This window comes from Streptomyces durocortorensis, from assembly GCF_016901035.1.
Classification (GTDB): domain Bacteria; phylum Actinomycetota; class Actinomycetes; order Streptomycetales; family Streptomycetaceae; genus Streptomyces; species Streptomyces durocortorensis.
Window position 1 is genome coordinate 1 of record NZ_JAFEUF010000035.1, and the last position, 24,401, is coordinate 24,401.

The following is a 24,401-nucleotide window of genomic DNA, read 5'->3' on the forward strand; positions in this document are numbered from 1 at the left end:
CACGAGCCCTTCCCCGGGCAGCCCGGCCACCCCCTCCCCAGCCCCGGCGCACCGCTGCCGCCGCAGGCGCACCCCCAGTCCCCCCAGGGCGCGGGCGGTTACGGCTTCCCGCCGCAGGGCGGTTACGGCTTCCCGCAGACCGGCCAGCCCGGACAGCAGGACGGTTACGGCTTCCCCCAGACCGGCCGGCCCGGACAGCCCGGACCTCAGCCGGGCCAGCCCGGTCAGCGCGGCCACCAGCCCAATGCGCCCTTCCCGGCACAGGGCACCCCGAACCTCCCCGCGCACGTCTCCCCGCAGCACCAGCAGCAGCCGGAGACGTACGGGCAGCAGCCCCCGGCCCAGGATCAGCCGCCGCACCAGCAACACCAGCAGCAGCCCGTCGACCCGCGTACGGGCGCGGCCTGGCCCACCCCCGTCGCGCACGACCAGCGCGAGCGGTCGGTGCCCGGTGCCCCGCTCGGGTACACCGCGGCCGTCGAGCTCTCCTCCGACCGGCTGGTGCGGGGCAAGCAGAAGGCCAAGAGCAGCCGTAACCCCTCCGCCGCCTCCCGGTTCAAGCTGGGCGGCAAGAAGGAGGAGGCCGAGCGGCTGCGCAAGCTGGAGCTGATCCGTACGCCGGTGCTCTCCTGCTACCGCATCGCCGTCATCAGCCTCAAGGGCGGCGTCGGCAAGACCACGACCACGACCGCGCTCGGCTCGACCCTGGCCACCGAGCGGCAGGACAAGATCCTCGCCATCGACGCCAACCCGGACGCCGGTACGCTCGGCCGCCGTGTGCGCCGCGAGACCGGAGCGACCATCCGCGACCTGGTCCAGGCGATCCCGTACCTCAACTCGTACATGGACATCCGCCGGTTCACCTCGCAGGCGCCCTCCGGTCTGGAGATCATCGCCAACGACGTGGACCCGGCCGTCTCGACGACGTTCAACGACGAGGACTACCGGCGCGCGATCGAGGTGCTCGGCAAGCAGTACCCGATCATCCTCACCGACTCCGGCACCGGCCTCCTCTACAGCGCGATGCGCGGGGTCCTCGACCTCGCCGACCAGCTGATCATCATCTCCACCCCCTCGGTCGACGGGGCCTCCAGCGCCTCCACGACGCTGGACTGGCTCTCGGCGCACGGGTACGCGGACCTGGTGCAGCGTTCGCTCACCGTCATCTCGGGTGTCCGCGAGACCGGCAAGATGATCAAGGTGGACGACATCGTCCAGCACTTCGAGACGCGCTGCCGCGGCGTCGTCGTCGTGCCGTTCGACGAGCACCTGGCGGCGGGCGCCGAGGTCGACCTCGACATGATGCGGCCCAAGACCCGTGAGGCGTACTTCCACCTCTCGGCACTGGTGGCCGAGGACTTCGCGCGGGCCCAGCAGCAGCAGGGGCTGTGGACGGCGGACGGCCAGAACCCGCCGCCGCAGTTCGCCCCGCCGATGCCCGGCCAGCAGGGCTACGGCTACCCGGGGCAGGGCCAGCAGGTGCCGGGCCAGCCGATGCCGGGACAGCCCGGCGGCCCCGGTCAACACGGCCAGCCCGGCCAGCCCGCAGCGGGCCAGCAGATGCCCGGTCAGCAGATCCCGGGGCAGCAGCCGTACGCACCGCAGCAGCCCGCCCCCGGCCGGCCCTACCAGCAGCAGCCCCCGCAGCCGCAGCACCCCGGGCAGCCGCACCAGGCCCAGCAGGGGCACCAGGCGCAGCAGCCGTACGCCGGACCGGGGCAGCAGCCCTACGGCGGACAGCCGCCGTACGGGGGATATCAGACGGCCGGTCAGCCGGGCGCACCCCAGGCCCCCTACCCGCCGCAGGCGGCGCCGGGCGGACCGCAGAACGGGTGGCAGCAGTCGCCTCCCCCGCAGGCCGGGCCCGGTACGCCCGGGGCCGGTGTGCCGCAGCAGGGGCAGCCGGAGCAGCAGGGCGGCCAGGCCAACCCGGCAGGCCAGCCCGATCTGCAGGGTCCGGTGCCGCCCGCCGGGTGGCAGCAGACGCCTCCGCAGCCGCCGCCGGCACCGCAGCAGTAGGCCGGCGGCAGGGCCGCCGAAACGGCCAAAGTGGTTTAGACCAATGAGGGCTCGCATCGCTCGCGCGGTGCGAGCCCTTCCGCATTCCCGCAGCCCACACGCGGTTTGACACACCGTTGACGAGCCTCGACCACCGCTGATAAACCTTCGCTTCACCAACTGGCGAACCAGAGATCTGCCCGCCTTCTTCAGCGAGTGACGACGCGAGGTCCCCGTCCATGGTCACAAGAGTTCCTCACCACTCCTTCCGGCCACGCCGACGCCTGCGCCTCCTACTGGCCTCGGGCGCGGCCGCGCTGGCGCTGACCGCCGGTTCCGTGGTGCCCGGCAATCTGCTCGCCCCCGCGCCCTCCGAGGCCCGCGCCGACGACGGGAAGACGACGCTCACGGTCGCCGTCGCGCAGAGCGTCGACTCGCTCAGCCCGTTCCTGGCGCAGCGGCTGGTCAGCACGAGCATCCACCGCCTGATGTACGACTACCTCACCAACTACGACGCCAAGGACAACAAGGCGATCCCGGGCCTGGCCACCGCGTGGGAGCCCTCCGCGGACAAGCTGACCTGGACGTACACGATCCGCTCGGACTCGAAGTGGTCCGACGGGCAGCAGGCCACCGCCGAGGACGCGGCCTGGACGTTCAACAAGATGATGACCGACGAGGGGGCGGCCACCTCCAACGGCAGCTTCGTCGGCAACTTCGAGAAGGTGACCGCGCCCAGCAAGGACAAGCTGGTCATCAAGCTCAAGGAGCCGCAGGCCACGATGGCCGCGCTCGACGTCCCGATCGTGCCGCAGCACGTCTGGGAGAAGGTCGGCGACTTCTCGAAGTTCAACAACGACAAGGAATTCCCCGTCGTGGGGAACGGTCCGTTCATCCTGACGGACTACAAGGTCGACAGCTATGTGAAGCTCAAGGCCAACAAGGACTTCTGGCGCGGCTCGCCCAAGTTCGACGAGCTGGTCTTCCGCTACTACAAGGACCAGGACGCGGCCGTCGCCGCCCTGCGCAAGGGTGAGGTCTCCTTCGTCGCGGGCAGCCCCAGCCTGACGCCCGCCCAGTCCGCCTCGCTGGAGAGCGCCCCGGACATCAAGGTGAACGACGCACCGGGCCGCCGCTTCTTCGCGCTCGCCGTCAACCCGGGTGCGCGGACCAAGGACGGTCAGAAGTTCGGCGACGGCCACCCGGCGCTGCTGGACCAGAAGGTGCGGCACGCGCTGTTCATGGCGGTCGACCGCAAGACGATCATCGACAAGGTCTTCCAGGGCCACGCCGTCGAGGGCGAGGGCTACATCCCGCCGCGCTTCGGCGACTACTTCTGGAAGCCGGCGGACGGCCAGAAGCTCGCCTACGACCCGAAGAAGGCCGCCGCCCTCCTCGACGAGGCCGGGTACGAGAAGAACGGGGCGGGCAAGCGCGTCGGCAAGGACGGCAAGCCGCTCGACTTCCGTATCCTCTGCCACGCCACCGACCCCAACGACAAGGCGATCGGCAAGTACCTCCAGGAGTGGTGGGGCGAGCAGGGCATCGGGCTGAAGGTCGACTGCCTCGACAACGTTTCCGACCCCTGGTACGCCGGTGAGTACGACCTCGCCTTCGACGGCTGGTCCGTCAACCCCGACCCCGACTTCGTCCTCTCCATCCACACCTGCGCCGCCCTGCCGGCGAAGGCGAAGGAGACGGCCGCGACCGACAACTTCATCTGCGACAAGCAGTACGACGAGCTCTACAAGAAGCAACTGGCGGAGTACGACCCCGCCAAGCGGGCGGATCTGGTCAAGCAACTGGAGTCGCGGCTGTACGACACCGGGTACATGAACGTCATGGCGTACCCGAATGCCGTCGAGGCCTACCGCACCGACCACATCGAGTCCATCACCACCATGCCGTCGGCCGCGGGCAACATCTACGGCCAGGACGGTTACTGGAGCTGGTGGTCGGCGGTCCCGGCCGCCGGGGCCTCCTCGTCCGGTTCCTCCGACTCCGGTGGCTCCTCCACCGGGGTGCTCGTCGGGGTCGGGATCGCCGTCGTCGTCCTCGCCGGTGGCGGACTGCTGTTCGCCATGCGTCGCCGCTCCACCGCGGAAGACCGTGAATAGTCCATGAGCTCAGAAAGCACCCCCGCCCTGCTGAAGGGCGCGGCGGGCGTGGAGAGCACCGAATCCGGCGGCCCGGCTCCGGCCGGGCCGTCGGCCCGCTCCCCACGCTCCCGCAGTACGGCCGCCTACGCCCGCTACGCGGCGGGCAAGCTCGCCGGGGCGGCCGTCTCCCTCTTCGCCGTCCTCGTCACCAGCTTCTTCCTCTTCCGGCTGATCCCCGGCGACCCGGTCAAGCAGATGACCGGCGGCCGCCAGGTGTCGACCGAACAGATCGCGGCGATGCGCCGTGAGTTCGGGCTCGACCTGCCGCTGTGGCAGCAGTTCACGCAGTACTGCGGCAAGGCGCTGACCGGCGACTTCGGTACGTCGTACCAGTTCCGCGCCCCGGTCGTCGACAAGATCACCGAGGCGCTGCCCGCCACCCTGCTGCTGACCGGCACCGCCTTCGTCATCTACACGCTGCTCGGCATCTGGCTGGGCGCGCGCTCCGCGTGGCGCAACGGCACTGCCGGGGACCGGGCCAACACGGCGTTCGCGCTGACGCTGTACTCGGTGCCGTCGTTCTGGCTCGGTCTGCTCCTCATCATCACCCTGTCGGTGGGCATCGGCCCGATCCCCGGGATGTTCCCGACCGGCGGTATGGAGTCCGGCGACACCGAGGGCTTCGACCGGGTGCTGGACATCGCCCACCACCTGGTGCTGCCCGTCGTCACGCTGGTCGCCGTGGAGTACGCGCGCACCCTGCTGGTGATGCGCTCCTCGCTGCTCGACGAGATGGGCAGCGACTACCTGACCACGGCCCGCGCGAAGGGACTGCGCGACGACCTCGTCCGCCGCAGGCACGCCGTGCCGAACGCGATGCTGCCGACCGTCACCCTGCTCTTCGTGAACCTCGGTACGACGGTGGCGGGGGCGATCCTGGTGGAGACGGTGTTCTCCTGGCCGGGTCTCGGCGGCCTCTTCTACCAGGCGCTGAGCGTGCCCGACCTGCCGTTGGTGCAGGCGCTGTTCTTCGTGTTCGCCGCCGCGGTGATCCTGATGAACACGCTGGCCGATGTGATCTATCCGCTGCTGGACCCCCGGGTGGGCCGATGACGACGTCGATGGAGAAGCCCTCCGAACCGCAGAAGCCGCAGCAGCCGGACGCCGGGAAGCCCTCACAGCCCCCCGGGAATGTACGGGCGCAGAGCCCGCGCGCCCTGACCCGGGCCCGGCGACGGCAGGCCGTAACCCGCTTCTGGCGGCAGTACCGCACCCACCGCGCCGGCCTCGTCGGGCTCGCCGTGCTCACGGTGATCGCCCTGCTCGCGCTGACCGCCCCGCTGCTGGTCGGTGCCGACTCGCAGAGCGTGACGAACGCCCCGGGCGGCCCGCTGGAGGAGCCGAGCGGTGAATTCCCGCTCGGCACCGACCAGTTCGGGCGCAGCCTGCTGGCCCTGATGCTGTGGGGCACGCGGGTGTCGCTGACGGTCGGGCTGCTCGCCGCGTTCCTGTCCGTGGCGATCGGCACCCTGATCGGCATCACCGCGGGTCACTTCAAGGGCTGGTACGCCACCGTCATCATGCGGGTGACGGACTGGTTCCTGGTGATGCCGACCCTCGTGCTGGCCATCGCCCTGGCCACGGTCCTGTCCCGGTCGATCTGGACGACGATCCTGGCGATCGGCGTGACGACCTGGCCGACGACCGCCCGGCTGGTCCGCGCCCAGACCTTGTCCGTCGAGTCCCGCCCGTACATCGAACGCTCGCGGGCGCTCGGCGGCGGTCACGGGCACATCATGTCGCGGCACGTCCTGCCCAATGTGATGCCGCTGGTGCTCGCCCAGACCACGCTCGTGATCTCCACCGCCATCCTCACCGAAGCCACCCTCGCCTTCCTCGGGCTCAGCGATCCCACGATCGTCTCCTGGGGCGGTCTGCTCCAGGACGCCCGCGAGGCCGGCGCGGTCAGTTCCGGCAACTGGTGGTACCTCGCTCCGCCCGGACTCGCCATCGCCGTGGTCGCCCTCGCGTTCACGCTGTGCGGCCGCACCATCGAGTCCGTGCTCAACCCCAAGCTGGGGGTGTCCCGTTGACCGCCACGACCACGACCACCACGCCGAATCCGGATCCGTCCGGCGCACCCGGCCTGTCGGAGCCGGTCGGCGAACCCCCGCTCCTGGAGGTGCGGAACCTGACCGTCACGTACGGGGGCGGGGCCGACGCCGTCCCCGCCGTACGGGGCGTCGATCTGCGGGTCGAGGCCGGGCAGAAGCTCGGCATCGCCGGGGAGTCCGGCTGCGGCAAGTCCACGCTGGCCCTGGCCCTGCTCCGCCTCCTGCCCGCGACGGCGAAGCTGACGGGCGAGATCCTGCTCGACGGCGAGGACGTCCTCACCATGAAGTGGGGCCGTCTGCGGGCGGTCCGCTGGGCGGGCGCGTCGATCGTCTTCCAGGGGGCGATGCACTCGCTGAACGCCGTCCACCGGGTCGGGGACCAGATCGCCGAACCGATCCTGCTGCACAGCAAGGCCACCCCGGCCGCCGCCCGCAAGCGCGCCGGTGAGCTGCTGGAACAGGTGGGACTGCCGGCCGCCCGCGCGCAGGCGTATCCGCACGAGCTGTCCGGCGGGCAGCGCCAGCGCGTGATGATCGCGATGGCGCTGGCCTGCGATCCGCGGCTGATCGTGGCGGACGAGCCGACAACCGCGCTGGACGTGATGATCCAGGCGCAGATCCTGCGCCTGATCGAGCAGTTGGTGGCCGACCAGAACGTCGGCCTGATCATGATCAGCCACGACCTGGCGGTGCTCGCCGACACCTGCGACCGGCTTTCGGTGATGTACGCGGGCCGGGTCGTGGAGGAGGGCCCGGCGGCGGAGGTGTACACGGACGCCCGCCATCCGTACGGCAAGGCCCTCTCCGCCGCCTTTCCCAGGATCGGGGACCTGTCCTCGCGGCACGCCCCGCGCGGCCTGCCGGGCGACCCACCGGACCCGGCCGCGCTGCCGGGCGGCTGTACCTTCCATCCGCGCTGCCCGGTGGCGCTGGACTCCTGCGACACCGAGGACCAGGAGCTGCGGGATGCCGGACCCGAGCGCCGGGCGGCCTGCGTCCTGGTGGACGTGGACGGGACGCATGTGGACAGCGCCCGGCCCGATGCCAAGGGTGTCAACGCGGGCGGCGCACAGCCCGGGGACGACGAAGCAAGGAGCACCTCTTGAGCACCACGCCCCCGCCCCTCGTCAGCACCGCGCCGCTCCTCAGCGCCGAGAAGCTGAAGGTCGCGTTCCCCGGCCGCCGCGGGGCCGCCACCGCCCGCGCCGTCGACGGCGTCGACCTGGACATCCGGCCCGGCGAGATCGTCGCGCTGGTCGGCGAGTCCGGCTGCGGCAAGACGACGCTGGCCCGTTCCCTGCTCGGCCTGGTCCCGCCCACCTCGGGCCGGGTCACCTTCGGCGGTGCTCCGCTCGACTACACGGGCCGGGCGCTGAAGGCGTACCGCAAACGCGTACAGCTGGTGCTCCAGGACCCGAGCGGCTCGCTCAACCCCCGGCACACGGTGTACGACGCGGTGGCCGAGGGTCTGCGCATCCACGGGTACGCGGGGGACGAGCGGGCGGCCGTCTCGGAGGCCCTCTCCCGAGCCGGCCTGCGCCCCCCGGAGCGGTTCTTCCTGCGCTTCCCGCACGAGCTGTCGGGCGGTCAGCGCCAGCGCGTGGTGATCGCCGGGGCCCTGGTCCTGGAGCCGGAACTGATCGTGGCCGACGAGCCGGTGGCCTCGCTGGACGCGTCGGTACGGGGCGAGATCCTGGCTCTTCTCCTGCGCCTCCGGGACGAGCTGGGCCTCTCGGCCCTCGTCGTCACCCATGACCTGGGGCTCGCCTGGAACATCGCGGACCGGGTGGCGGTGATGTATCTGGGCCGGATCGTCGAGACGGGCCCGGTCGAGCAACTGCTCACAGCCCCTCAGCACCCGTACACACAGGCCCTGTTGTCGGTTCTCCCCGAGGCGCAGGGCGAACCGGTCGTCCTGACCGGCGAGCCCCCGGACCCCTCGAAGGTGCCCGCGGGCTGCCGGTTCCACGTGCGCTGCCAGGTCCTGGCCTCGGGCGAGGCGGAGCGGGCGGGGGTGGCGGAGGCGTGCCGCACGGTCGATCTGCCGGTGCTGAACGGGGGCGGGGACACCCAGGTGGCGTGCCACTGGGCGGCGGCGTGCGGCGGAAAGGCCTGAGGAACATCCCGTAAAAGCGTCGCCGCCTCTCCCGGCGTGGCGGCGACGGTCGGGGGCGGCGTCGTTCCGCGTCAGCGCCGGGCGAGGACGCAGAACTCGTTGCCCTCCGGGTCGGCCAGGACGGCCCAGGGGACGTCTCCCTGCCCCACCTCGGCCCGGGTCGCGCCATGCCGCACACCTCAAAGGGTGCCGGACGGCCCCTGATCATGGTCGGGAGTGCGGTAGCGCGCGTAGATGAGCCCGCTGCCGAAGGCACGTTCCTCGACCAGTTCGAGGTCGAGGCGGACGCCGTCGGGGAAGAACCGCTTGCCGCCGCCGACCACGCTCGTGGTGATGAACAGGTGGTACTCGTCCACCAGGCCGGCCGCGATGGCCTGGGCGGCGAGGTTCGGGCCGTCGACGGTGAGATCGGCATCGGACTCGGCCTTGAGCCGGCGCACCGCGTCCGGGTCGAATGACCGCTCGATCCGGGTCTTCGCACTGGACACCGCGTCGAGCGTCGTGGAGTACACGACCTTCTCCGCGGCCTGCCAGTCGCGGGCGTACTGCGCGATGTGCGGCGGCTGGTCGGGCTCGTCGAGCGCGGTCTCCCAGTAGACCATCGTCTCGTACATCCGCCGGCCGTACAGGTAGGTACCGACCGGCCGGAAGAGGTCGTTGACAAAGGTGTGGACCTCCGGATCCTCGGCCCCGGCGCCGAGACCGCCCTCCACCGCCTCGGCGTAGCCGTCGAGCGAGGTGATCATGGAGTAGATGAGCTTGGCCACGGCGTCTCCTTCGGTACGGACGCGCATCTTCCCGCGGTCCCGCAGATGGTGACCGCCGCACCCCATGGAATTCATCGATCGGCATACACCGCACCCCCGCCACGGGAGACCGCAAAGGGTTCTTCGCGAAGAATCCTTTGCGAAGAACTCTTCGCGGTCTAGAGTCTGCCGCATGACAGACAACACCGCGCACCCTTCCGACGACCCATCACTGGACGAGGGATCGGTCGTCCTCGACGCCAAGGGGCTGCGCGCCCTGGCGCATCCGGTCCGTGTGCAGGTGATCGGGCTGCTGCGGAAGCACGGCCCGTCCACGGCCACCCGTCTCGCGGAGCGGCTGGGGGTGAACTCCGGTACGGCCAGCTATCACCTGCGTCAGCTCGGCGCGGCGGGCTTCGTCGAGGAGGACACGGAACGCGGCAACGCCCGCGAGCGCTGGTGGCGTTCGGTGCACCGGACGACCTGGTTCAACGACCCGGAACTGGCCGAGCGGGAACCGGAAGCCGCCCTCGCCTACCAGCAGTCCGTCGCCTCCATCTACGCCCTGCGCACCCGGCAGACGCTGAACGAGCTGCAGACGATGCCTCGCGTCTGGCGGGAGAGGTTCGATCTGAGCGACTGGGTTCTGCGGCTCACACCCGAGGAGACGACCGCGCTCTATCAGGAGGTGTGGGAGGTCATCGGCCGCTACCGGCGCGACACCCCGGAGAACGCGGCGACCGCCCCGGCGGGCGCGGAGCGCGTCGGCGTCATCACCCACTTCCTGCCCGAGCTGAACACGCCCGCCCCGGAAGAGGAGACGCCGTGACGCAAGACGGGCCGGCCATATCGGGCAAGCGGTCCTTACGGCCGCTGGCCGGGGTGCTGGCGGCCGTCGCCGCGTCCGTGACCGGCACCCGGATCTCCCTCATCGCCCTCCCCTGGTTCGTCCTCGTCAGCACGGGCAGCGCCACCCGGACCGGGCTGGTCGCCTTCTGCGAGATGGCGCCGTACGTCCTGGTCAAGGCGTTGTCCGGCCCGCTGGTGGACCGCACGGGCCCACGGACCGTCTCCTGGACCACGGACCTGGCGAGCGCGGCCGCCGCCGCGTCGATCCCTCTTCTGCACACCCTGGACCTGCTGTCCTTCCCCGTCCTGCTGGGCCTGGTCGCGCTGATCGGGGCCGCTCGGGGCCCGGGCGACCTGGCAAAAGAGGTCATGGTCCCGGAGGCCGCCGAGCGCGCCGGAACACCTCTGGAGCGGGCCATGGGCCTGTCCGGTGTGATCGAGCGGCTCGCCTCCACCATCGGACCGGCGGCGGGCGGCGCCCTCGTGGCGCTGCTCGGCCCCATGACCGGTCTCGTCGTCAACGCGGGCTGCTTCGTGCTCGGTTCGGTGATCGTCGCCGTCGCGCTGCCGCGCGGCATGGGGCGTCCGGCCGTGGACCCCGCAGCATCGGCCGACGACCAGGAGCCGGGCTACTGGCGGCGGTTCGGCGAGGGCTTCACCTTCCTGCGCGGTGATCCGTTGCTGCTCGCCGTCATCGTCATGGTCGGGATCACCAACCTGCTGGACGCGGCGCTGACCAGCCTGATGATCCCCGTCTGGGCCGAGGAGTCCGGGCATGGACCGGCGGCGATCGGTCTGGCCAGCACGGCGCTGGGGGCCGCCGCGGTCGGCGGGAGCCTCATCGCCGCGATGGCCGCGCACCGGCTGCCCCGCAGAGCGGTGTTCCTCGTCGGGTTCCTGCTGGCCGGGGCCCCGAGGTTCCTGGTCCTCGCGCTGGACGCCCCCCTGGCCGCGGTGCTGGCCGTCTTCGCGGTCAGCGGGTTCGGCGCCGGGTTCATCAACCCCGTCCTGGGCGCCGTCCTCGTCGAGCGCGTGCCGCGCCGGATGCTGGGCCGGGTCAACGCCCTCGGGGACTCGCTGGCCTGGTCCGGCATCCCGCTCGGCGGGCTGCTCGCCGGGGCGGCGGTGACGGCCGCCGGACTGACTCCGGTGCTGCTCGTCTGCGGGGCCGCGTACTTCCTCACCACCACCCTGGCCGGACTGCGGCCGGAGTGGCGGGCCATGGACCGCCCCCGCGAGGACGGCGTACCGCAGGAGGAGGCGGAGGCGGCTCCCCGGGACGGCGCGAAGACGGTGCCGTGATCGCCCTGATCACCGCGCCCCGGCCGGCCCGCCGGGGTGGTGGATCGCCCCCGTCAGCTCGCCGGGCGGCCGCCCCGTCCCGCCCCAGCGGTGCTGGATGACCTCGGCCGCGATGGACAGCGCCGTCTCCTCCGGCGTACGGGCTCCGAGGTCCAGGCCGATGGGCGAGGCGAGGCGGGTGAGCGCCGCCTCGTCCGCCCCGGCCTCGCGCAGCCGGGCGAGCCGGTCGTGGTGGGTGCGGCGGCTGCCCATCACACCGATGTACGCGGCGGGCGTGCGCAGGGCCGCGAGGAGCAGGGGGACGTCGAACTTGGGGTCGTGGGTGAGGACGCAGATCACGGTGCGGGCGTCGACCTCGGTGGACGCCAGGTAGGTGTGCGGCCAGGCGCGGACCACCTCGTCGGCCGTGGGGAAGCGTTCCCGGGTGGCGAAGGCGGGGCGGGCGTCGCAGACGGTGACCCGGTAGCCGAGGAACGAGCCGATGCGGGCGGTGGCGGCCGCGTGGTCGATCGCGCCGAAGACGAGCATGCGGGCCGGCGGGGCGTACGTCCGGACGAAGACGGCGACCTCCTGCATCCGGCGCTGGCCCTGCGCCCCGTACCACTGGATGGCGCTGTGGCCCTGGGCCAGCAGCCCACGGGCATCGGCGGTGACGGCGGCGTCGAGGCCTTCGGAGCCGAGCGTGCCGGTGGCGAGCCCCTCGGAGCCGAGCGTGCCGGTGGCGGCACCGGCATCGGAGGGGCGGACCACCAGGCGGGCCCCGGTCTCCGCCGCGCCGGACAGGACGGTCGCCTCGGCCACCGGCAGGTCGGCGGCGATCAGGTCCAGGACGGCCGCGAGGTCCGCGCGCTCGGCGGCGGTCGCGTACGCGCGCACCAGCACCTCGATCGTGCCGCCGCAGGTCAGCCCGACGCCGAACGCCTCGTCGTCGCTGATCCCGTACGACACGACGCGCGGGCCGGCCCCGGCGAGCACCTCGCGGGCGACCTCGTACAGATCGCCCTCGACGCAGCCCCCGGAGACACTGCCCACCACCGTGCCCGCCGCGTCGACGGCCATGACCGCGCCCGGGTCGCGGGGCGCGCTGCCGTGCACGGCGACGACGGTCGCCAGGGCGAGGGGGACGCCGTCGGCGCACCGGGCACGGAGGTCGGGCAGGATGTCGCGCACCCTGTCAGCATCCGTCGTACCCGGGCGCGGCGCACGCCCCCGGCGTACGTCAGTGGGTGCGGTCGTACGCGGCGGTCAGCTCGCTGGAGCGCTTCACATCGGCGGCCATCGCCACCAGCAGCTCGTCGATCGAGTCGAACTTCAGCATGCCGCGCACGTACGCGAGGAAGTCGACGGCCACGTGCAGCCCGTAGAGGTCCAGGTCGACGCGGTCGATGGCGTACGCCTCGACCGTCCGCTCGGTGCCGTCGAACTGCGGGTTCGTACCGACCGAGATCGCGGCGGGCATCGACTCGCCGTCCACCTCCAGCCAGCCGGCGTACACGCCGTCGGCGGGGATCGCGGTGTGCGGCAGGGTCTCGACGTTGGCCGTCGGGAAGCCCAGCTCGCGGCCGCGCTGCGCGCCGCGCACCACGATGCCCTCGACCCGGTGCGGGCGGCCGAGGATCTCGGCGGCCCCGGTGACGTCGCCCTCGGCGATCAGCCGGCGGGTGAGCGTGGAGGAGAACGGCTGTCCGCCGCCCGCCTCGCCGGTGACGTACAGGTCGATGACCTCGACGGTGTAGTCGTAGGTGGCGCCCAGCTCGGTCAGCAGCGCGACGTTCCCCGCGGCCTTGTGGCCGAAGCGGAAGTTGGGCCCCTCGATGACGGCCCTGGCGTGCAGGCGGTCGACGAGGACCTTCGCGATGAAGTCGGCGGGCGACAGCTTCGAGAACTCCGCGGTGAACGGCAGGATCAGCAGGGCGTCCACGCCCAGCTCCGCCATCAGTTCCGCGCGGCGGTGGTGCGGGGCGAGCAGCGGCGGGTGGCTGCCGGGGCGGACGACCTCGCTGGGGTGCGGGTCGAAGGTGACGACGACGGACGGGACGCCCAGCTCGCGGGCGCGCTCGACGGCCCGGCCGACGATCAGCTGGTGTCCGCGGTGCACGCCGTCGTAGGAGCCGATGGTGACGACGCTGCGTCCCCAGTCCTGGGGGATGTCCTCCAAGCCACGCCAGCGCTGCACTGTGACCGCTCCTCGCCCGAACCTGTGTACGTGTGTATGTCGATTACGCAGGTCTAAGACTGCCATGCTCACGTCCCGCCGCCTGCATCGGCATCGGCATGGACGGGCGTGATGTCTCCAACGCCTCGACCGTGCGCCGGGCGCTCGGGCCCACCACCGCCGCCCACTCCTGCGGGGCGTCGGCCAGCCAGCGGGTGACGAGGGCGGCGAAGCCGGGCACCTCACGGGCGAGCTCGACCAGGCCCCGGTCGAAGCGGGCCGCGCCTTCGGGGGTGCGGACCAGCAGCATCCCGGTGCGGTGGACGAGGGCGCGGGTACGGATCTCGGGGCGGCGCTCCGAGCCCTCGGCGGCGGCCCGGAGGAGGGCTTCCAGCACGTCCGGGTTGCGGCCGGTGGTCTGCTCGAACTCCAGCAGCACCTCCAGCAGCTCGGCCCGCAGCGGCCGGGAGTCCGCGCTGCCGGGACCGGCGAGCACCCCGGCGAGGGCGGCGCGCACCGGCGGCGGGGCGGGGCGGTCCCGCAGCAGCCCGGTGACCAGGGGCAGGAGAAGGGCGCGGGCGGCCGGGCCGTGCTCCAGGCGGAGGTCGACGTACTCGGCGGCGTGCGTGCCGTCCTCCGGGTGGGCGTCGATGTACTCCCGTACGAGTCCGGCGACGTGCAGCGCGAGCGCGGGCGTGTCGAGGCCGGCCAGGGCCCGCAGCACCGCTCCCCCGCCGTCGCCGGGGCGGGCGAGACGGGCGCGGAGGGCGGCGAGGACCGGCTCCTGGTGGGCCGGGAACACCTCGGCGAGCAGTTCGACGGGGAGCCGGGGGTCGCCGGCGGCGAACGCGCGCAGCGCGCCCGGGAGGTGGCGCCTCCTGGCCTTCGGGTCGCGGACCAGGAGGGTGTGGGCGGCGGCGTGCAGCTCGGCGTCCTCGGGGCGGCCCAGCAGGATCTCGGCGGCGGAGCGCAGCAGGGCCCGGTCGCCCTCGGCGGTGACCCGCTGCTGGAGGAGTCCGGCGTAACGGGCGGCGGCGGAGCGGCGGGCCGGGCGGTCCTCGTCGCGGGCCCAGCGCTCGACGGCCCGGCAGAGCGCGGTGGGCTCGTCCTCCGCGAGGGCGGCGAGCAGCTCCCCGGCCCGGGTGTGCGGGGTGGCGATCAGCGCGTCGGCGAGGCCGTCGAGGTCCAGCTCGCGACGGGCGTACAGCAGGGCCTGCGCGGCGGCGGCGACGGTGGGGCGCAGGGGTACGTCCGGTGCGTCGGGGCCCACGAGCAGCGGGCGTTCGTCGGTGAACCAGCGGCACAGCAGCGGCTGGACGGCCGGGGCGTCGAGGGCGAGGCGGCGGGCGACCGCGTCCAGATAGCGTTCGTCGCCGTCGGTGCGGGGCAGCCCGTCTGCGGGCACCAGGCGGCGGAGCAGGTCGATCCGGTCCTCCTCGGGCAGCCGGAGCCGCCGCCAGAACCAGGGGCCGAACTCGCCGTACGCCCCGAGGTCCCCGGGTCCTTCGGGGGCGGCGGAGCGGCGGGTGATGCGTCCGGCGAGGACCCGCAGGACGCCGAGATACGGGCGGGCGTCGGGCACCCGGAGGAGGCTGCCTTTGAGGAGGTGGGCCGCCCACCAGGCGGCGTCCTCGTCGCGCGGGCCCTCGTCGGTCCAGAGCCGGTCCAGCGCCTCGATGAGGTCGGCCATCCGGTGGGCGAGGGCGGCGGTGCCCTGGCGGCGGCCGAGGAGCACCATCGCCTGGATCACCGGCCCGATGCGGTGCCGGGGCACGGGCAGGCTGCGGGGTTCGTCCTCAGCGCTCGGCGTACGCACCGTCCCGCCGCTCCCCCGGTGCCAGCGGTGCACGAGGGAGCGCAGGGCCGCGTCCAGGTCGAGGTGGGCGCCCTGCACCCAGTCGCCGAGCTCCTCGTGGGCGAAGCGGTAGCCCACCCCGGCGGGGACGAGGAGGCCCTCGGTGAGCACGGCGGAGGCCCAGCCGGTGCGCCAGGGGAAGATCTCCTCGAATGCCGCCCGGTCCAGCTCGCCCTGGCCCGGGCCCAGACAGCGGCGGGCCGCCTCGTGGACCTGGCCCGCCACCCGGGCGGCCAGCCGGCGCACGGCCGCGCCGCGGGGCTGTTCGTCGGCGGCGGCCGCGATCCGGACGGCGGCGCGCACGCACAGCAGGTCGAGGTGGGCGCCGAAGACGTCCTCGGTGTCGGGGCGGCCGGGCACACCCGGCGGGAGAGCCTCGCGGACCTCGGCGAGGAGCCGCAGGGTCAGCGGGTGCCGGTCGTGGCCGGGAGCCAGGGCGGTCGGCGGGATGCCGTACGCCTCCTTGGCGCTCTCGGCCTGCTCGGGGGTGAGGTCGGTCAGCCGCAGGGCGGGCGGCAGCCGCCGGGCGGGGCGGTGCGGGCGGTGCAGGGCGTCCGGGGGCCAGAGGGCGCCCGCGGTCTCCCAGTGCTCGGGGCGGCAGGCGACGACGAGCCGGACGGTGTTGTCGCGGAGCCAGCCGAGGGTGGAGCGCGTCCAGTCGGCCAGCCGGTGGGCCAGCAGCGGCGGCATCTCCTCGGGGCCGTCGAGGACCACCAGGAGCGGGTGCCCGGCGTCGGCGGCGAGTTTGGCGACACGCTCCGGGGTGGCCGTGCTCATGTCGCCGTGGGCGCCCGCCGCCGTGACGATCCGGGCGGAGCGGGTGAGCGTACGGCTCGCGGCGTCCGCGATCGAGACGTCCTCGGCCAGCAGGTCCGCGCCGCGCAGCCAGAGCGTGGGGGCGGGCGCTCCGCCGTCGGCGCGGCGGGCGGCGAGGGCGGCCAGCTCGGTGGTGCGGCCGGTGCCGGGTGCGCCGACGAGGCCCAGAACCAAGCCCGTACCGGCGGCGAAGGCGGCCAGCTCGGCGTGGACGTCCGCGCGCTCGACCGGTGCCGTGCGGGCCTTCGGGCCGTCCGCGGAGGCGACGGAGGTGGCGGTGAGCTGGAGAGCCCCGGCGAGGTTGAGGTAAGGGCCGTAGGCGGGGGCGACGGCGGCGTTGCGGCGGAGCAGGGCGTCCAGGGTGTCGTCCGTGCCCCGGGTGATCGGGAGCGCCAGGCCGGCCGCCTCGTGGGGGGCGGTGAGCGTGGTGCAGAGGATGCCGAGGACCGCGCCGGTGGCCGGGTCGGTGACCGGTCCGCCGATGGCCGCGCCGCCGGAGCGCAGGGCGTCGCGCCCGTCCGTGCCGAGGGCCAGCTCCAGGGCGGCGGGGACCGGATGGCCGGCGCCGTTCGGTGCGGAGTAGGTGGCGGGGGTGGTGCCGAGCACGCGGGCCTCGCGCCGTCCGTGGGCGGCGATGTCCACGTAACCACCGGGCTCGGCGCGGTCGCGCCCGGCGATGGGCAGCGGTTCGGCGTCGAGGGCGTCGGGTCCGCCGGTGCGCAGGAGGGCGAGGCCGAGGGCGGGCAGCGCGGTGATGTCGTCGGGGCCGACGGTGCAGGTGCGGTCGTCGGTGCCGTGGAGGAGGAGCGGGCCCGGGGAGACGACGGCCTGATGGGCGGTGACGACCGTGCCGCGCTCGTCCGCGACGAATCCCGTCCCTCGCGGCCGGCCGGCCTGATCGCAGATTTTTACCAGCTTCGACCGGTCCCCACTGCCCATGGTCCGACGTTAGGCCGCCGGTGATCTCCCGGAGCACGCGGACGGGGAAAGCGCCCCCTGCGCCCCCGGTATTCACTCCGAGCGCCCGTCCAATGGGGTGAATACCCGTGTCCTCGGAGGAGCAGAGATGGTGCCGGGGAGGGGAAAGGTGAAGCGGGCACCGGTTGGGGGGTGGTGCCCGCTTCACAACAAGGAGGTGGCGCGGTCGGCAACAGGGAGGTGGCGCGTCGGCCGGGGGTCAGGCGAAGACGGCGAGGCTCTTGGCCTTGCCCTTCTCCTCTTCCACGAGCACGAGGAACGCCCCGTCCGGCCCGAAGACCGCGACCGGCCCCGGCGGGTAGGCCGGCATGTCCAGCCGTACGCCGTTCAGGAGCAGCTTGGCGCGCTTCTCGTCGACGTCCCAGCGGGGAAAGGCCGCGTCCGCCGCCTCGGCGACCGGCATCACGGTCAGCTCCTCCTGGTGCTGGTCGAGCGTCCGGGCCGCGTCCAGTCCGTACGGGCCGACCCGGGTGCGGCGCAGCGCGGTGAGGTGGCCGCCGACGCCGAGCCCGGCGCCGAGGTCCCGGGCCAGGGCGCGGATGTACGTCCCCGAGGAGCAGACGACGGAGACGACCAGGTCCACGACCGGGGTGCCGTCCTCGGCGACGGCCTCGCGGACGTCGTAGACGCGGAAGGAGGAGACGGTCACCGGACGGGCCGGGATCTCGAACTCCTCGCCGCCGCGCACCCGCGCGTAGGACCGCTTTCCGTCGATCTTGATGGCGCTGACCTTGGACGGCACCTGCATGATCGCGCCGGTCAGCGCGGCCACCCCGGCGTCGATGCCTTCACGCGTCACCCCGGAGGCGTCGGTGGACGAGATGATCTCGCCCTCGGCGTCGTCGGTGACGGTGTCCTGGCCGAGCCGGATCGTGCCGAGGTACTCCTTCTCGGTCAGGGCGAGGTGGCCCAGGAGCTTGGTGGCCCGCTGGACTCCGAGTACGAGAACGCCGGTCGCCATCGGGTCCAGCGTGCCGGCGTGGCCGACGCGTCGCGTGCGGGCGATGCCGCGCATCTTGGCGACGACGTCGTGCGAAGTGAAGCCGGACGGCTTGTCGACGATGACAAGGCCGTCCGGCGTGGTGGTCTGCTCGGTCATGCGGAGGCGGGGCCCTCGTTCTTGTCGGTCGAGCCGGGGGTCTCCGCCTCGTCGTCCTCGTCCTCGGGCTTGCGGTACGGGTCGGCCCCACCGGCGTACGTCGCTCCGGTGGAGACCTGGCGCACCTCCGCGTCCTTGGCCCGCGCCTTGTCGAGGAGGTCCTCGATGGTGCGGGCGTTGTCCGGGAGGGCGTCCGGCACGAAGGCCAGGGTCGGCGTGAACCGGACCCCGGTCTGCCGGCCGACCTCGGAGCGCAGAACGCCCTTGGCGCTCTCCAGCGCGGCCGCCGAGGCCGCGCGCTCCTCGTCGTCGCCGTAGACCGTGTAGAAGACCGTGGCCTCCCGCAGGTCGCCGGTGACCCGGGCGTCCGTGATCGTCACGAATCCCAGCCGCGGATCCTTGATTCGCCGGTCCAGGGTCTCCGCGACCACGACCTGGATGCGATCGGCCAGCTTGCGGGCCCGCGCGTTGTCGGTCACCGGTCCGTCACTCTTCCTTCTGATTTCGCTCGACTGTCAGTCTTCGTCACTGTGCAGCCGCCGTCTCACCGACAGCAGCTCCACCTCGGGTCGTCCCGCGACCAGCCGCTCGCAGCGGTCCAGTACGTCCGTGAGGTGTCCGGTGTCACCGGAGACCACGGCAAGGCCGATCTCGGCCCTGCGGTGGAGATTCTGCCCGCCGGTCTCGGCCACACTCACCGCGTACTTGCGCTGGAGCTCGGCGACGATCGGGCGGACGACGGAACGCTTCTCCTTCAACGACCGTACGTCGCCGAGGAGCAGATCGAAGGACAAGGTCCCCACATACATGTGTGTCCGGATGTCCCGCCGGTTCGGGTTCGTGCCCCGCCAGAGCTTGCCGGGGACATCAGAACCGTACCGGAACGGCCGGAGCCGATCGACGGAAATACGACCCGTCGACCGGCCCCGACCGTGGTGGAGGGGGTGCGGGAGCGGACTCCCACACCCCTTCCGAATCCCAGCGGATCCTTGCGGACCCGAGGTGGATCAGCCTCGCGGCTTCTCGCGCATCTCGTACGTCGCGATGACGTCGTCGATCTTGATGTCGTTGAAGTTTCCGAGGTTGATACCGCCCTCGAAGCCTTCGCGGATCTCGGTGACGTCGTCCTTGAAGCGGCGCAGACCGGAGATGTTGAGGCTCTCCGCGATGACCTTGCCATCGCGCAGCAGGCGCGCCTTGGTGTTGCGCTTGACCTCGCCGGAGCGGACCAGCACACCGGCGATGTTGCCCAGCTTGGACGAGCGGAAGATCTCGCGGATCTCCGCCGTGCCGAGCTCGACCTCTTCGTACTCCGGCTTGAGCAGACCCTTGAGGGCCGCCTCGATCTCTTCGATCGCCTGGTAGATGACCGAGTAGTACCGGACGTCCACGCCCTCGCGCTCGGCCATCTGCTCGGCACGCCCTGCGGCGCGCACGTTGAAGCCGATCACGATGGCGTCGGAACCCGTCGCCAGGTTGATGTCCGACTCGGTGACCGCACCCACACCGCGGTGCAGGATCCGGATGTCGACCTCTTCACCGACGTCGAGCTGGAGCAGCGAGGACTCGAGAGCCTCCACCGAACCGGACGCGTCGCCCTTGATGATGAGGTTGAGCTCTTGGACCAGACCGGCCTTGAGCGCCTCGTCCAGGTTCTCCAGGGAGAACCGGACGCCCTTGCGGGCGAAGTTGGCGTTGCGCTCACGGGCGGCACGCTTCTCGGCGATCTGACGGGCCGTACGGTCCTCGTCGACCACCAGGAGGTTGTCGCCGGCGCCCGGGACGTTGGTGAGACCGAGCACCAGGACGGGGGTCGAGGGACCCGCTTCCTGGACGTTCTGACCGTTGTCGTCGAGCATGGCGCGCACGCGGCCGTAGGCGTCGCCCACGACCACCGTGTCACCGATGCGCAGCGTTCCGCGCTGGACCAGGACGGTCGAGACGGCACCGCGACCGCGGTCGAGGTGGGACTCGATCGCGATGCCCTGCGCGTCCTGCTCCGGGTTGGCCCGCAGGTCGAGCGAGGCGTCGGCGGTGAGGACGACGGCCTCCAGGAGCGCCTCGATGTTGAGGCCCTGCTTGGCGGAGATGTCGACGAACATGGTGTCGCCGCCGTACTCCTCGGCCACCAGACCGAACTCGGTGAGCTGACCGCGCACCTTGGTCGGGTCGGCGCCCTCGACGTCGATCTTGTTGACCGCGACCACGATCGGCACCTCGGCCGCCTTGGCGTGGTTCAGCGCCTCGATCGTCTGGGGCATCACACCGTCGTTGGCCGCCACCACGAGGATCGCGATGTCGGTCGACTTCGCACCACGGGCACGCATGGCGGTGAACGCCTCGTGACCCGGGGTGTCGATGAAGGTGATCTTCCGGTCCTCGCCGTTGACCTCGGAGGAGACCTGGTAGGCACCGATGTGCTGGGTGATGCCACCGGCCTCGCCCGCGACGACGTTCGTCTTGCGGATCGCGTCGAGGAGGCGGGTCTTACCGTGGTCGACGTGACCCATGACGGTCACGACCGGCGGACGCGAGACCAGAGCCTCTTCGCCGCCCTCGTCCTCGCCGAACTCGATGTCGAAGGACTCGAGCAGCTCGCGGTCCTCCTCCTCGGGGCTGACGATCTCCAGGACGTAGTTCATCTCCTCGGCGAGAAGCCGGAGCGTCTCGTCGGAAACGGACTGCGTGGCGGTGACCATCTCGCCGAGGTTCATCATCACGGCGACGAGCGACGCCGGGTTGGCGTTGATCTTCTCCGCGAAGTCGGTGAGCGAGGCGCCGCGCGACAGCCGGACGGCCTGTCCGTTGCCGCGGGGCAGCATGACGCCGCCGACCGACGGGGCCTGCATGGCCTCGTACTCCTGGCGCCTCTGCCGCTTCGACTTACGCCCACGACGCGCGGGACCGCCGGGACGGCCGAACGCACCCTGCGTGCCACCGCGGCCACCGGGACCACCCGGACGGCCACCGAAGCCGGGACGACCGCCGAAGCCGCCGCCACCACCGGGACGACCGGCACCGCCGCCGCCACCGGGACCGGCCGGACGGCCGGCGAAGCCGCCACCGCCGCCGCCACCGGGACGACCCGCGAAGCCGCCGCCACCGGGACGACCGCCGCCACCGGCACCGCCGGGACGACCGCCACCGCCGGGACCACGGCCACCGCCGGGGCCACCACCGGGACGCGGGCCCGCGGCGGGACGCTGCGGCATCATGCCCGGGTTGGGGCGGTTACCGGCGGGACCGCCGCCGGGACGCGGAGCCTGCGGGCGGGGCATGCCGCCCGGAGTGGGACGGGCACCGCCCTGACCCTGACCGCCCTGGGGGCGCGGGGCGCCGCCGGGGCCGCCCTGCGGACGCGGGGCGCCGGGGCGCTCCTGGCCGCCACCGGGGCGCGGGGCGCCACCGGGACGGGGCGCCCCGGGGCGCGCCATGCCGGTGGAGCCGCCGGAGGTGAAGGGGTTGTTGCCCGGACGGGGACCGGCCGGACGGGCCCCGCCGGGGCGCTGGGCGCCCTGGCCTGCGGGACGCGCGCGGCGGTCGCCGCCGCGCTCGCCGCCATGGCCGACGTCACGCTGGCCACCGTCGCGCTGACCGCCGGCCGGAGCCGGACGGGCGGGTGCGGGACGCGGACCCGGCGTGGCGCCCGAGGGACGCGGGCTCTGGGGCTGCTGGGGGGCGGCCGGCTGGGCCGGAGCCGGAGCCGAGAACTCGGCGGCCGGGACCGGGGTCACCGGGGCCGCCTTCGGCGCGGGCTTCGGGCCCGGACGGGGGCCCGCCGACGGCGCGGAGGGCGCCGCGGGGGTGCTGGTCTCCGGGGCCTCGGCAGCGGCCGGCTTGGGGGCCGGTGCGCCGGGCTTCGGGGCAGCAGGACGTGCCGCAGCGGCCGGGGAGGGCGCTGCGGGCTTCGCGGGCGTCGCCTTGCGGGGCGCGCCAGGCTTGGCAGCGGACTTGCCGGCGTTGCCGCCGGGCCCCTGCAGTGCGTCGGTCAACTTTCGTACAACCGGCGCCTCGATCGTCGAGGACGCCGAACGGACGAATTCACCGAGTTCTTGGAGCTTGGCCATGACGACCTTGCTCTCGACGCCGAACTCCTTGGCGAGTTCGTATACCCGGACCTTAGCCACTTCGCTCCTTTTAGGTCCGGGTTACCGCCGGACCGTCGCTACTTCATGGGCGTACTCATCGCGTACTCATCGAGTGCTCATCGCAATCTCGACCTACTTCCAACTCGCGAGGTACCTGACCGCACGGGGCCCCGTGCCGTTCACTTTCAGTTTCTTACGGTGTCGCCCGCTCGACGAACCGCGTGAGTGCCGCGGTGTCGAACGGCCCCTTGGCCTTGAAGGCCCGGGGGAACGCCCGGCGGCGAACCGCCAGGTCGAGACAGACAGAGGTGGGGTGCACATAAGCACCCCGGCCGGGCAGCGTACCGCGTGGATCGGGGGCGCAGGCGCCCTCGTCCACCACGATGCGCAGCAGCTCGCTCTTGGCCACTCGCTCCCGGCATCCCACACAGGTTCGCTCGGGGCAAGCGCGGGCTTGCGTCCGGCCAGACACGTTTAAGTCTACCTCCCCGTACCGACCTCACCCCTTTGGGGCAAAAATCGAACGGATGTTGTCGTGATCTCAGCGGCGTACGGCCAAGATCTATTCCCTGGAGCGGCTCCGGGTCAACGCCTTTCCGAGCGCTCCCGGGCCCGCTCGGCCCGCTCGCGGTCGGCGTTCTCGCGCTCCTCGTCCGTCTCGGTGTCGGGACGGATGTCGATCCGCCAGCCGGTGAGGCGGGCGGCGAGGCGGGCGTTCTGGCCCTCCTTGCCGATCGCCAGCGACAGCTGGTAGTCCGGCACGGTGACGCGGGCGGAGCGGGCGCCGAGGTCGACGACCTCGACCTCGCTCACCCGGGCGGGCGAGAGCGCGTTGGCGACCATCTCGGCCGGGTCGTCGGACCAGTCCACGATGTCGATCTTCTCGCCGTGCAGCTCGGCCATGACATTGCGCACACGGCTGCCCATCGGGCCGATGCAGGCGCCCTTGGGGTTCAGACCCGCGCGGGTGGAGCGCACGGCGATCTTGGTGCGGTGGCCGGCCTCGCGGGCGATGGCCTCGATGACCACCGAGCCGTCCGCGATCTCCGGGACCTCCAGGGCGAAGAGCTTCTTCACCAGGTTGGGGTGGGTGCGCGAGAGCGTCACCGACGGGCCCCGGACGCCCTTGGCGACCCGTACGACATACGTACGCAGACGCAGGCCGTGCGTGTACTCCTCGCCCGGGACCTGCTCCTGCACCGGCAGCATGGCCTCCATCTTGCCGATGTCGACCAGGACGTTCTTGGGGTCCTTGCCCTGCTGGACGACGCCGGTGACGACATCGCCCTCGTGGCCCGCGTACTCGCCGAAGGTCCTGTCGTCCTCGGCGTCGCGCAGCCGCTGCAGGATGACCTGCTTGGCGGTGGTCGCGGCGATCCGGCCGAACCCGGAGGGGGTGTCGTCGAACTCCTTGGGCTCCTGGCCCTCTTCGAGGTCGGCCGGGTCCTCCTTGGCCCACACGGTCACGTGGCCGTTCTCGTCGAGCTTCACGCGCGCCCGGCGGTAGCTGCCGTCGGTGCGGTGGTACGCGATGAGGAGGGCCGACTCGATCGCCCCGACGAGCACCTCGAAGGGGATCTCCTTGTCCTGCGCCAAGCCCTTCAGAAGCTTCACATCGATGTCCACGGCTACGCCTCCTCTTCCTTCTTGTCCTTGCGGTTGAATTCGATCTCCACGCGCGCCTTGGCGATCTCGTCGAAGGCGAGGCGGCGGGTGGTGGGCTTGCGGCCCTTGACGCCGGGCACTTCGAGGTCGAGCCCGTCCTCGTCGACGGCGAGGATGCGGGCGACCAGCTCACCGGAGCCGTCGCCGGTCAGGTGGAACCTGGCCAGCCGGCCGGTGGCGCGTACGTAGTGGCGGTGCTCGGTCAGCGGGCGGTCCGCGCCGGGGGAGCTGACTTCGAGGACGTACTCGCCGTCGCCCATCGCGTCGGTCTCGTCCAGCTTCTCGGAGATCGCGCGGCTCAGCTCCGCACAGGCGTCCAGCTCCACGCCATCGTCGGAGTCCACGATGACCCGCAGCACTCCACGTCGGCCGGCCCGGGACACCTCGATCTCTTCGAGGTCCAGCTGCTGCGCGCTGACGAGCGGTTCCAGCAGCCCGCGCAGCCTCTCGCTCTGGGTGGTGCTCATCCGGGTGACTCCTCGGCCGCGTGTGCTGTTGTGGGGATCGTCGTGCGTCAGGTC

19 protein-coding genes and 1 pseudogene are annotated in these 24,401 nt (G+C 72.6%); 8 read left to right on the forward strand and 12 right to left on the reverse strand.

Annotation, left to right across the window (positions count from 1 at the left end):
* The 6 genes from JS521_RS10040 to JS521_RS10065 all read left to right on the forward strand — a co-directional run.
* A partial coding sequence (locus JS521_RS10040) for a MinD/ParA family ATP-binding protein (protein WP_205082369.1) occupies positions 1-2,019 on the forward strand: 2,019 nt, incomplete at its 5' end.
* A 218-nt stretch (positions 2,020-2,237) separates the two neighbouring features.
* Complete coding sequence (locus tag JS521_RS10045) at positions 2,238-4,115, forward strand: ABC transporter substrate-binding protein (protein ID WP_205082370.1); 1,878 nt, start codon at positions 2,238-2,240, stop codon at positions 4,113-4,115.
* Between the two features lie 3 nt (positions 4,116-4,118).
* Complete coding sequence (locus tag JS521_RS10050) at positions 4,119-5,210, forward strand: ABC transporter permease (RefSeq protein WP_205082371.1); 1,092 nt, start codon at positions 4,119-4,121, stop codon at positions 5,208-5,210.
* Positions 5,207-6,190 carry an ABC transporter permease gene (locus JS521_RS10055; protein ID WP_239487042.1) on the forward strand — a complete coding sequence of 328 codons (984 nt, stop codon included), beginning with the start codon at positions 5,207-5,209 and terminating at the stop codon, positions 6,188-6,190. Before JS521_RS10050 ends, JS521_RS10055 begins: the two co-directional genes overlap by 4 nt.
* Positions 6,136-7,317: an ABC transporter ATP-binding protein gene (locus JS521_RS10060; protein WP_372448569.1), complete on the forward strand. Its 1,182-nt coding sequence runs from the start codon at positions 6,136-6,138 to the stop codon at positions 7,315-7,317. The genes JS521_RS10055 and JS521_RS10060 overlap by 55 nt, the downstream gene beginning before the upstream one ends.
* Positions 7,314-8,327, forward strand: coding sequence for an oligopeptide/dipeptide ABC transporter ATP-binding protein (locus tag JS521_RS10065; protein ID WP_205082373.1), 1,014 nt, complete (start codon positions 7,314-7,316; stop codon positions 8,325-8,327). Before JS521_RS10060 ends, JS521_RS10065 begins: the two co-directional genes overlap by 4 nt.
* 74 nt (positions 8,328-8,401) lie before the next feature.
* On the opposite strand, the pseudogene JS521_RS36560 reads toward JS521_RS10065, so the two are convergent.
* Positions 8,402-8,494 (reverse strand): annotated as a pseudogene (locus tag JS521_RS36560) (VOC family protein); the annotation flags it as partial.
* 12 nt (positions 8,495-8,506) lie between these two features.
* On the reverse strand, positions 8,507-9,094 hold the full coding sequence (locus JS521_RS10075) for a dihydrofolate reductase family protein (protein ID WP_205082374.1): 588 nt from the start codon (positions 9,092-9,094) through the stop codon (positions 8,507-8,509).
* Positions 9,095-9,266: 172 nt separating this feature from the next.
* On the opposite strand from JS521_RS10075, the gene JS521_RS10080 reads away from it, so the two are divergent.
* Positions 9,267-9,902, forward strand: coding sequence for an ArsR/SmtB family transcription factor (locus JS521_RS10080; protein ID WP_205082375.1), 636 nt, complete (start codon positions 9,267-9,269; stop codon positions 9,900-9,902).
* A complete protein-coding gene (locus tag JS521_RS10085; protein WP_205082376.1) occupies positions 9,899-11,224 on the forward strand; it encodes an MFS transporter in 1,326 nt (441 codons plus the stop codon). The genes JS521_RS10080 and JS521_RS10085 overlap by 4 nt, the downstream gene beginning before the upstream one ends.
* 9 nt (positions 11,225-11,233) lie before the next feature.
* On the opposite strand, the gene JS521_RS10090 is transcribed toward JS521_RS10085, so the two are convergent.
* From JS521_RS10090 to rimP, 10 genes are all read right to left on the reverse strand, one after another.
* A complete protein-coding gene (locus JS521_RS10090; protein WP_205082377.1) occupies positions 11,234-12,394 on the reverse strand; it encodes an XdhC family protein in 1,161 nt (386 codons plus the stop codon).
* A gap of 49 nt (positions 12,395-12,443) precedes the next feature.
* On the reverse strand, positions 12,444-13,400 hold the full coding sequence (locus JS521_RS10095; protein WP_205082378.1) for a bifunctional riboflavin kinase/FAD synthetase: 957 nt from the start codon (positions 13,398-13,400) through the stop codon (positions 12,444-12,446).
* 43 nt (positions 13,401-13,443) lie between these two features.
* Entirely contained in the window at positions 13,444-16,989 is a 3,546-nt protein-coding gene (locus JS521_RS10100) for a trypsin-like peptidase domain-containing protein (protein WP_205082379.1), read from the reverse strand.
* 238 nt (positions 16,990-17,227) lie between these two features.
* Complete coding sequence (truB, locus tag JS521_RS10105; protein WP_205082380.1) at positions 17,228-18,127, reverse strand: tRNA pseudouridine(55) synthase TruB; 900 nt, start codon at positions 18,125-18,127, stop codon at positions 17,228-17,230.
* Positions 18,124-18,606 (reverse strand): 30S ribosome-binding factor RbfA, encoded by a 483-nt coding sequence (rbfA, locus tag JS521_RS10110; protein ID WP_205082381.1) that lies wholly within the window; start codon positions 18,604-18,606, stop codon positions 18,124-18,126. Before rbfA ends, truB begins: the two co-directional genes overlap by 4 nt.
* Positions 18,607-18,642: 36 nt before the next feature.
* Positions 18,643-18,936: a DUF503 domain-containing protein gene (locus tag JS521_RS10115; protein ID WP_030085244.1), complete on the reverse strand. Its 294-nt coding sequence runs from the start codon at positions 18,934-18,936 to the stop codon at positions 18,643-18,645.
* Positions 18,937-19,134: 198 nt separating this feature from the next.
* Complete coding sequence (infB, locus tag JS521_RS10120) at positions 19,135-22,254, reverse strand: translation initiation factor IF-2 (RefSeq protein WP_205082382.1); 3,120 nt, start codon at positions 22,252-22,254, stop codon at positions 19,135-19,137.
* Between the two features lie 154 nt (positions 22,255-22,408).
* Positions 22,409-22,687 carry a YlxR family protein gene (locus tag JS521_RS10125; RefSeq protein ID WP_205082383.1) on the reverse strand — a complete coding sequence of 93 codons (279 nt, stop codon included), beginning with the start codon at positions 22,685-22,687 and terminating at the stop codon, positions 22,409-22,411.
* 113 nt (positions 22,688-22,800) lie between these two features.
* Complete coding sequence (gene nusA / locus JS521_RS10130) at positions 22,801-23,841, reverse strand: transcription termination factor NusA (protein WP_205082384.1); 1,041 nt, start codon at positions 23,839-23,841, stop codon at positions 22,801-22,803.
* Positions 23,842-23,843: 2 nt separating this feature from the next.
* Entirely contained in the window at positions 23,844-24,347 is a 504-nt protein-coding gene (gene rimP, locus JS521_RS10135; RefSeq protein WP_205082385.1) for a ribosome maturation factor RimP, read from the reverse strand.
* Positions 24,348-24,401 lie beyond the last annotated feature (54 nt).

What these genes read in the sequence shown, in the direction of transcription:
- JS521_RS10045 (WP_205082370.1), top strand. Translation starts at nt 2,238, where the DNA reads ATGGTCACAAGAGTTCCTCACCACTCCTTCCGGCCACGCCGACGCCTG.
- JS521_RS10050 (WP_205082371.1), top strand. Translation starts at nt 4,119, where the DNA reads ATGAGCTCAGAAAGCACCCCCGCCCTGCTGAAGGGCGCGGCGGGCGTG.
- JS521_RS10055 (WP_239487042.1), top strand. Translation starts at nt 5,207, where the DNA reads ATGACGACGTCGATGGAGAAGCCCTCCGAACCGCAGAAGCCGCAGCAG.
- JS521_RS10080 (WP_205082375.1), top strand. Translation starts at nt 9,267, where the DNA reads ATGACAGACAACACCGCGCACCCTTCCGACGACCCATCACTGGACGAG.
- JS521_RS10100 (WP_205082379.1), bottom strand. Translation starts at nt 16,989, where the DNA reads ATGGGCAGTGGGGACCGGTCGAAGCTGGTAAAAATCTGCGATCAGGCC.
- truB (WP_205082380.1), bottom strand. Translation starts at nt 18,127, where the DNA reads ATGACCGAGCAGACCACCACGCCGGACGGCCTTGTCATCGTCGACAAG.
- JS521_RS10115 (WP_030085244.1), bottom strand. Translation starts at nt 18,936, where the DNA reads ATGTATGTGGGGACCTTGTCCTTCGATCTGCTCCTCGGCGACGTACGG.
- rimP (WP_205082385.1), bottom strand. Translation starts at nt 24,347, where the DNA reads ATGAGCACCACCCAGAGCGAGAGGCTGCGCGGGCTGCTGGAACCGCTC.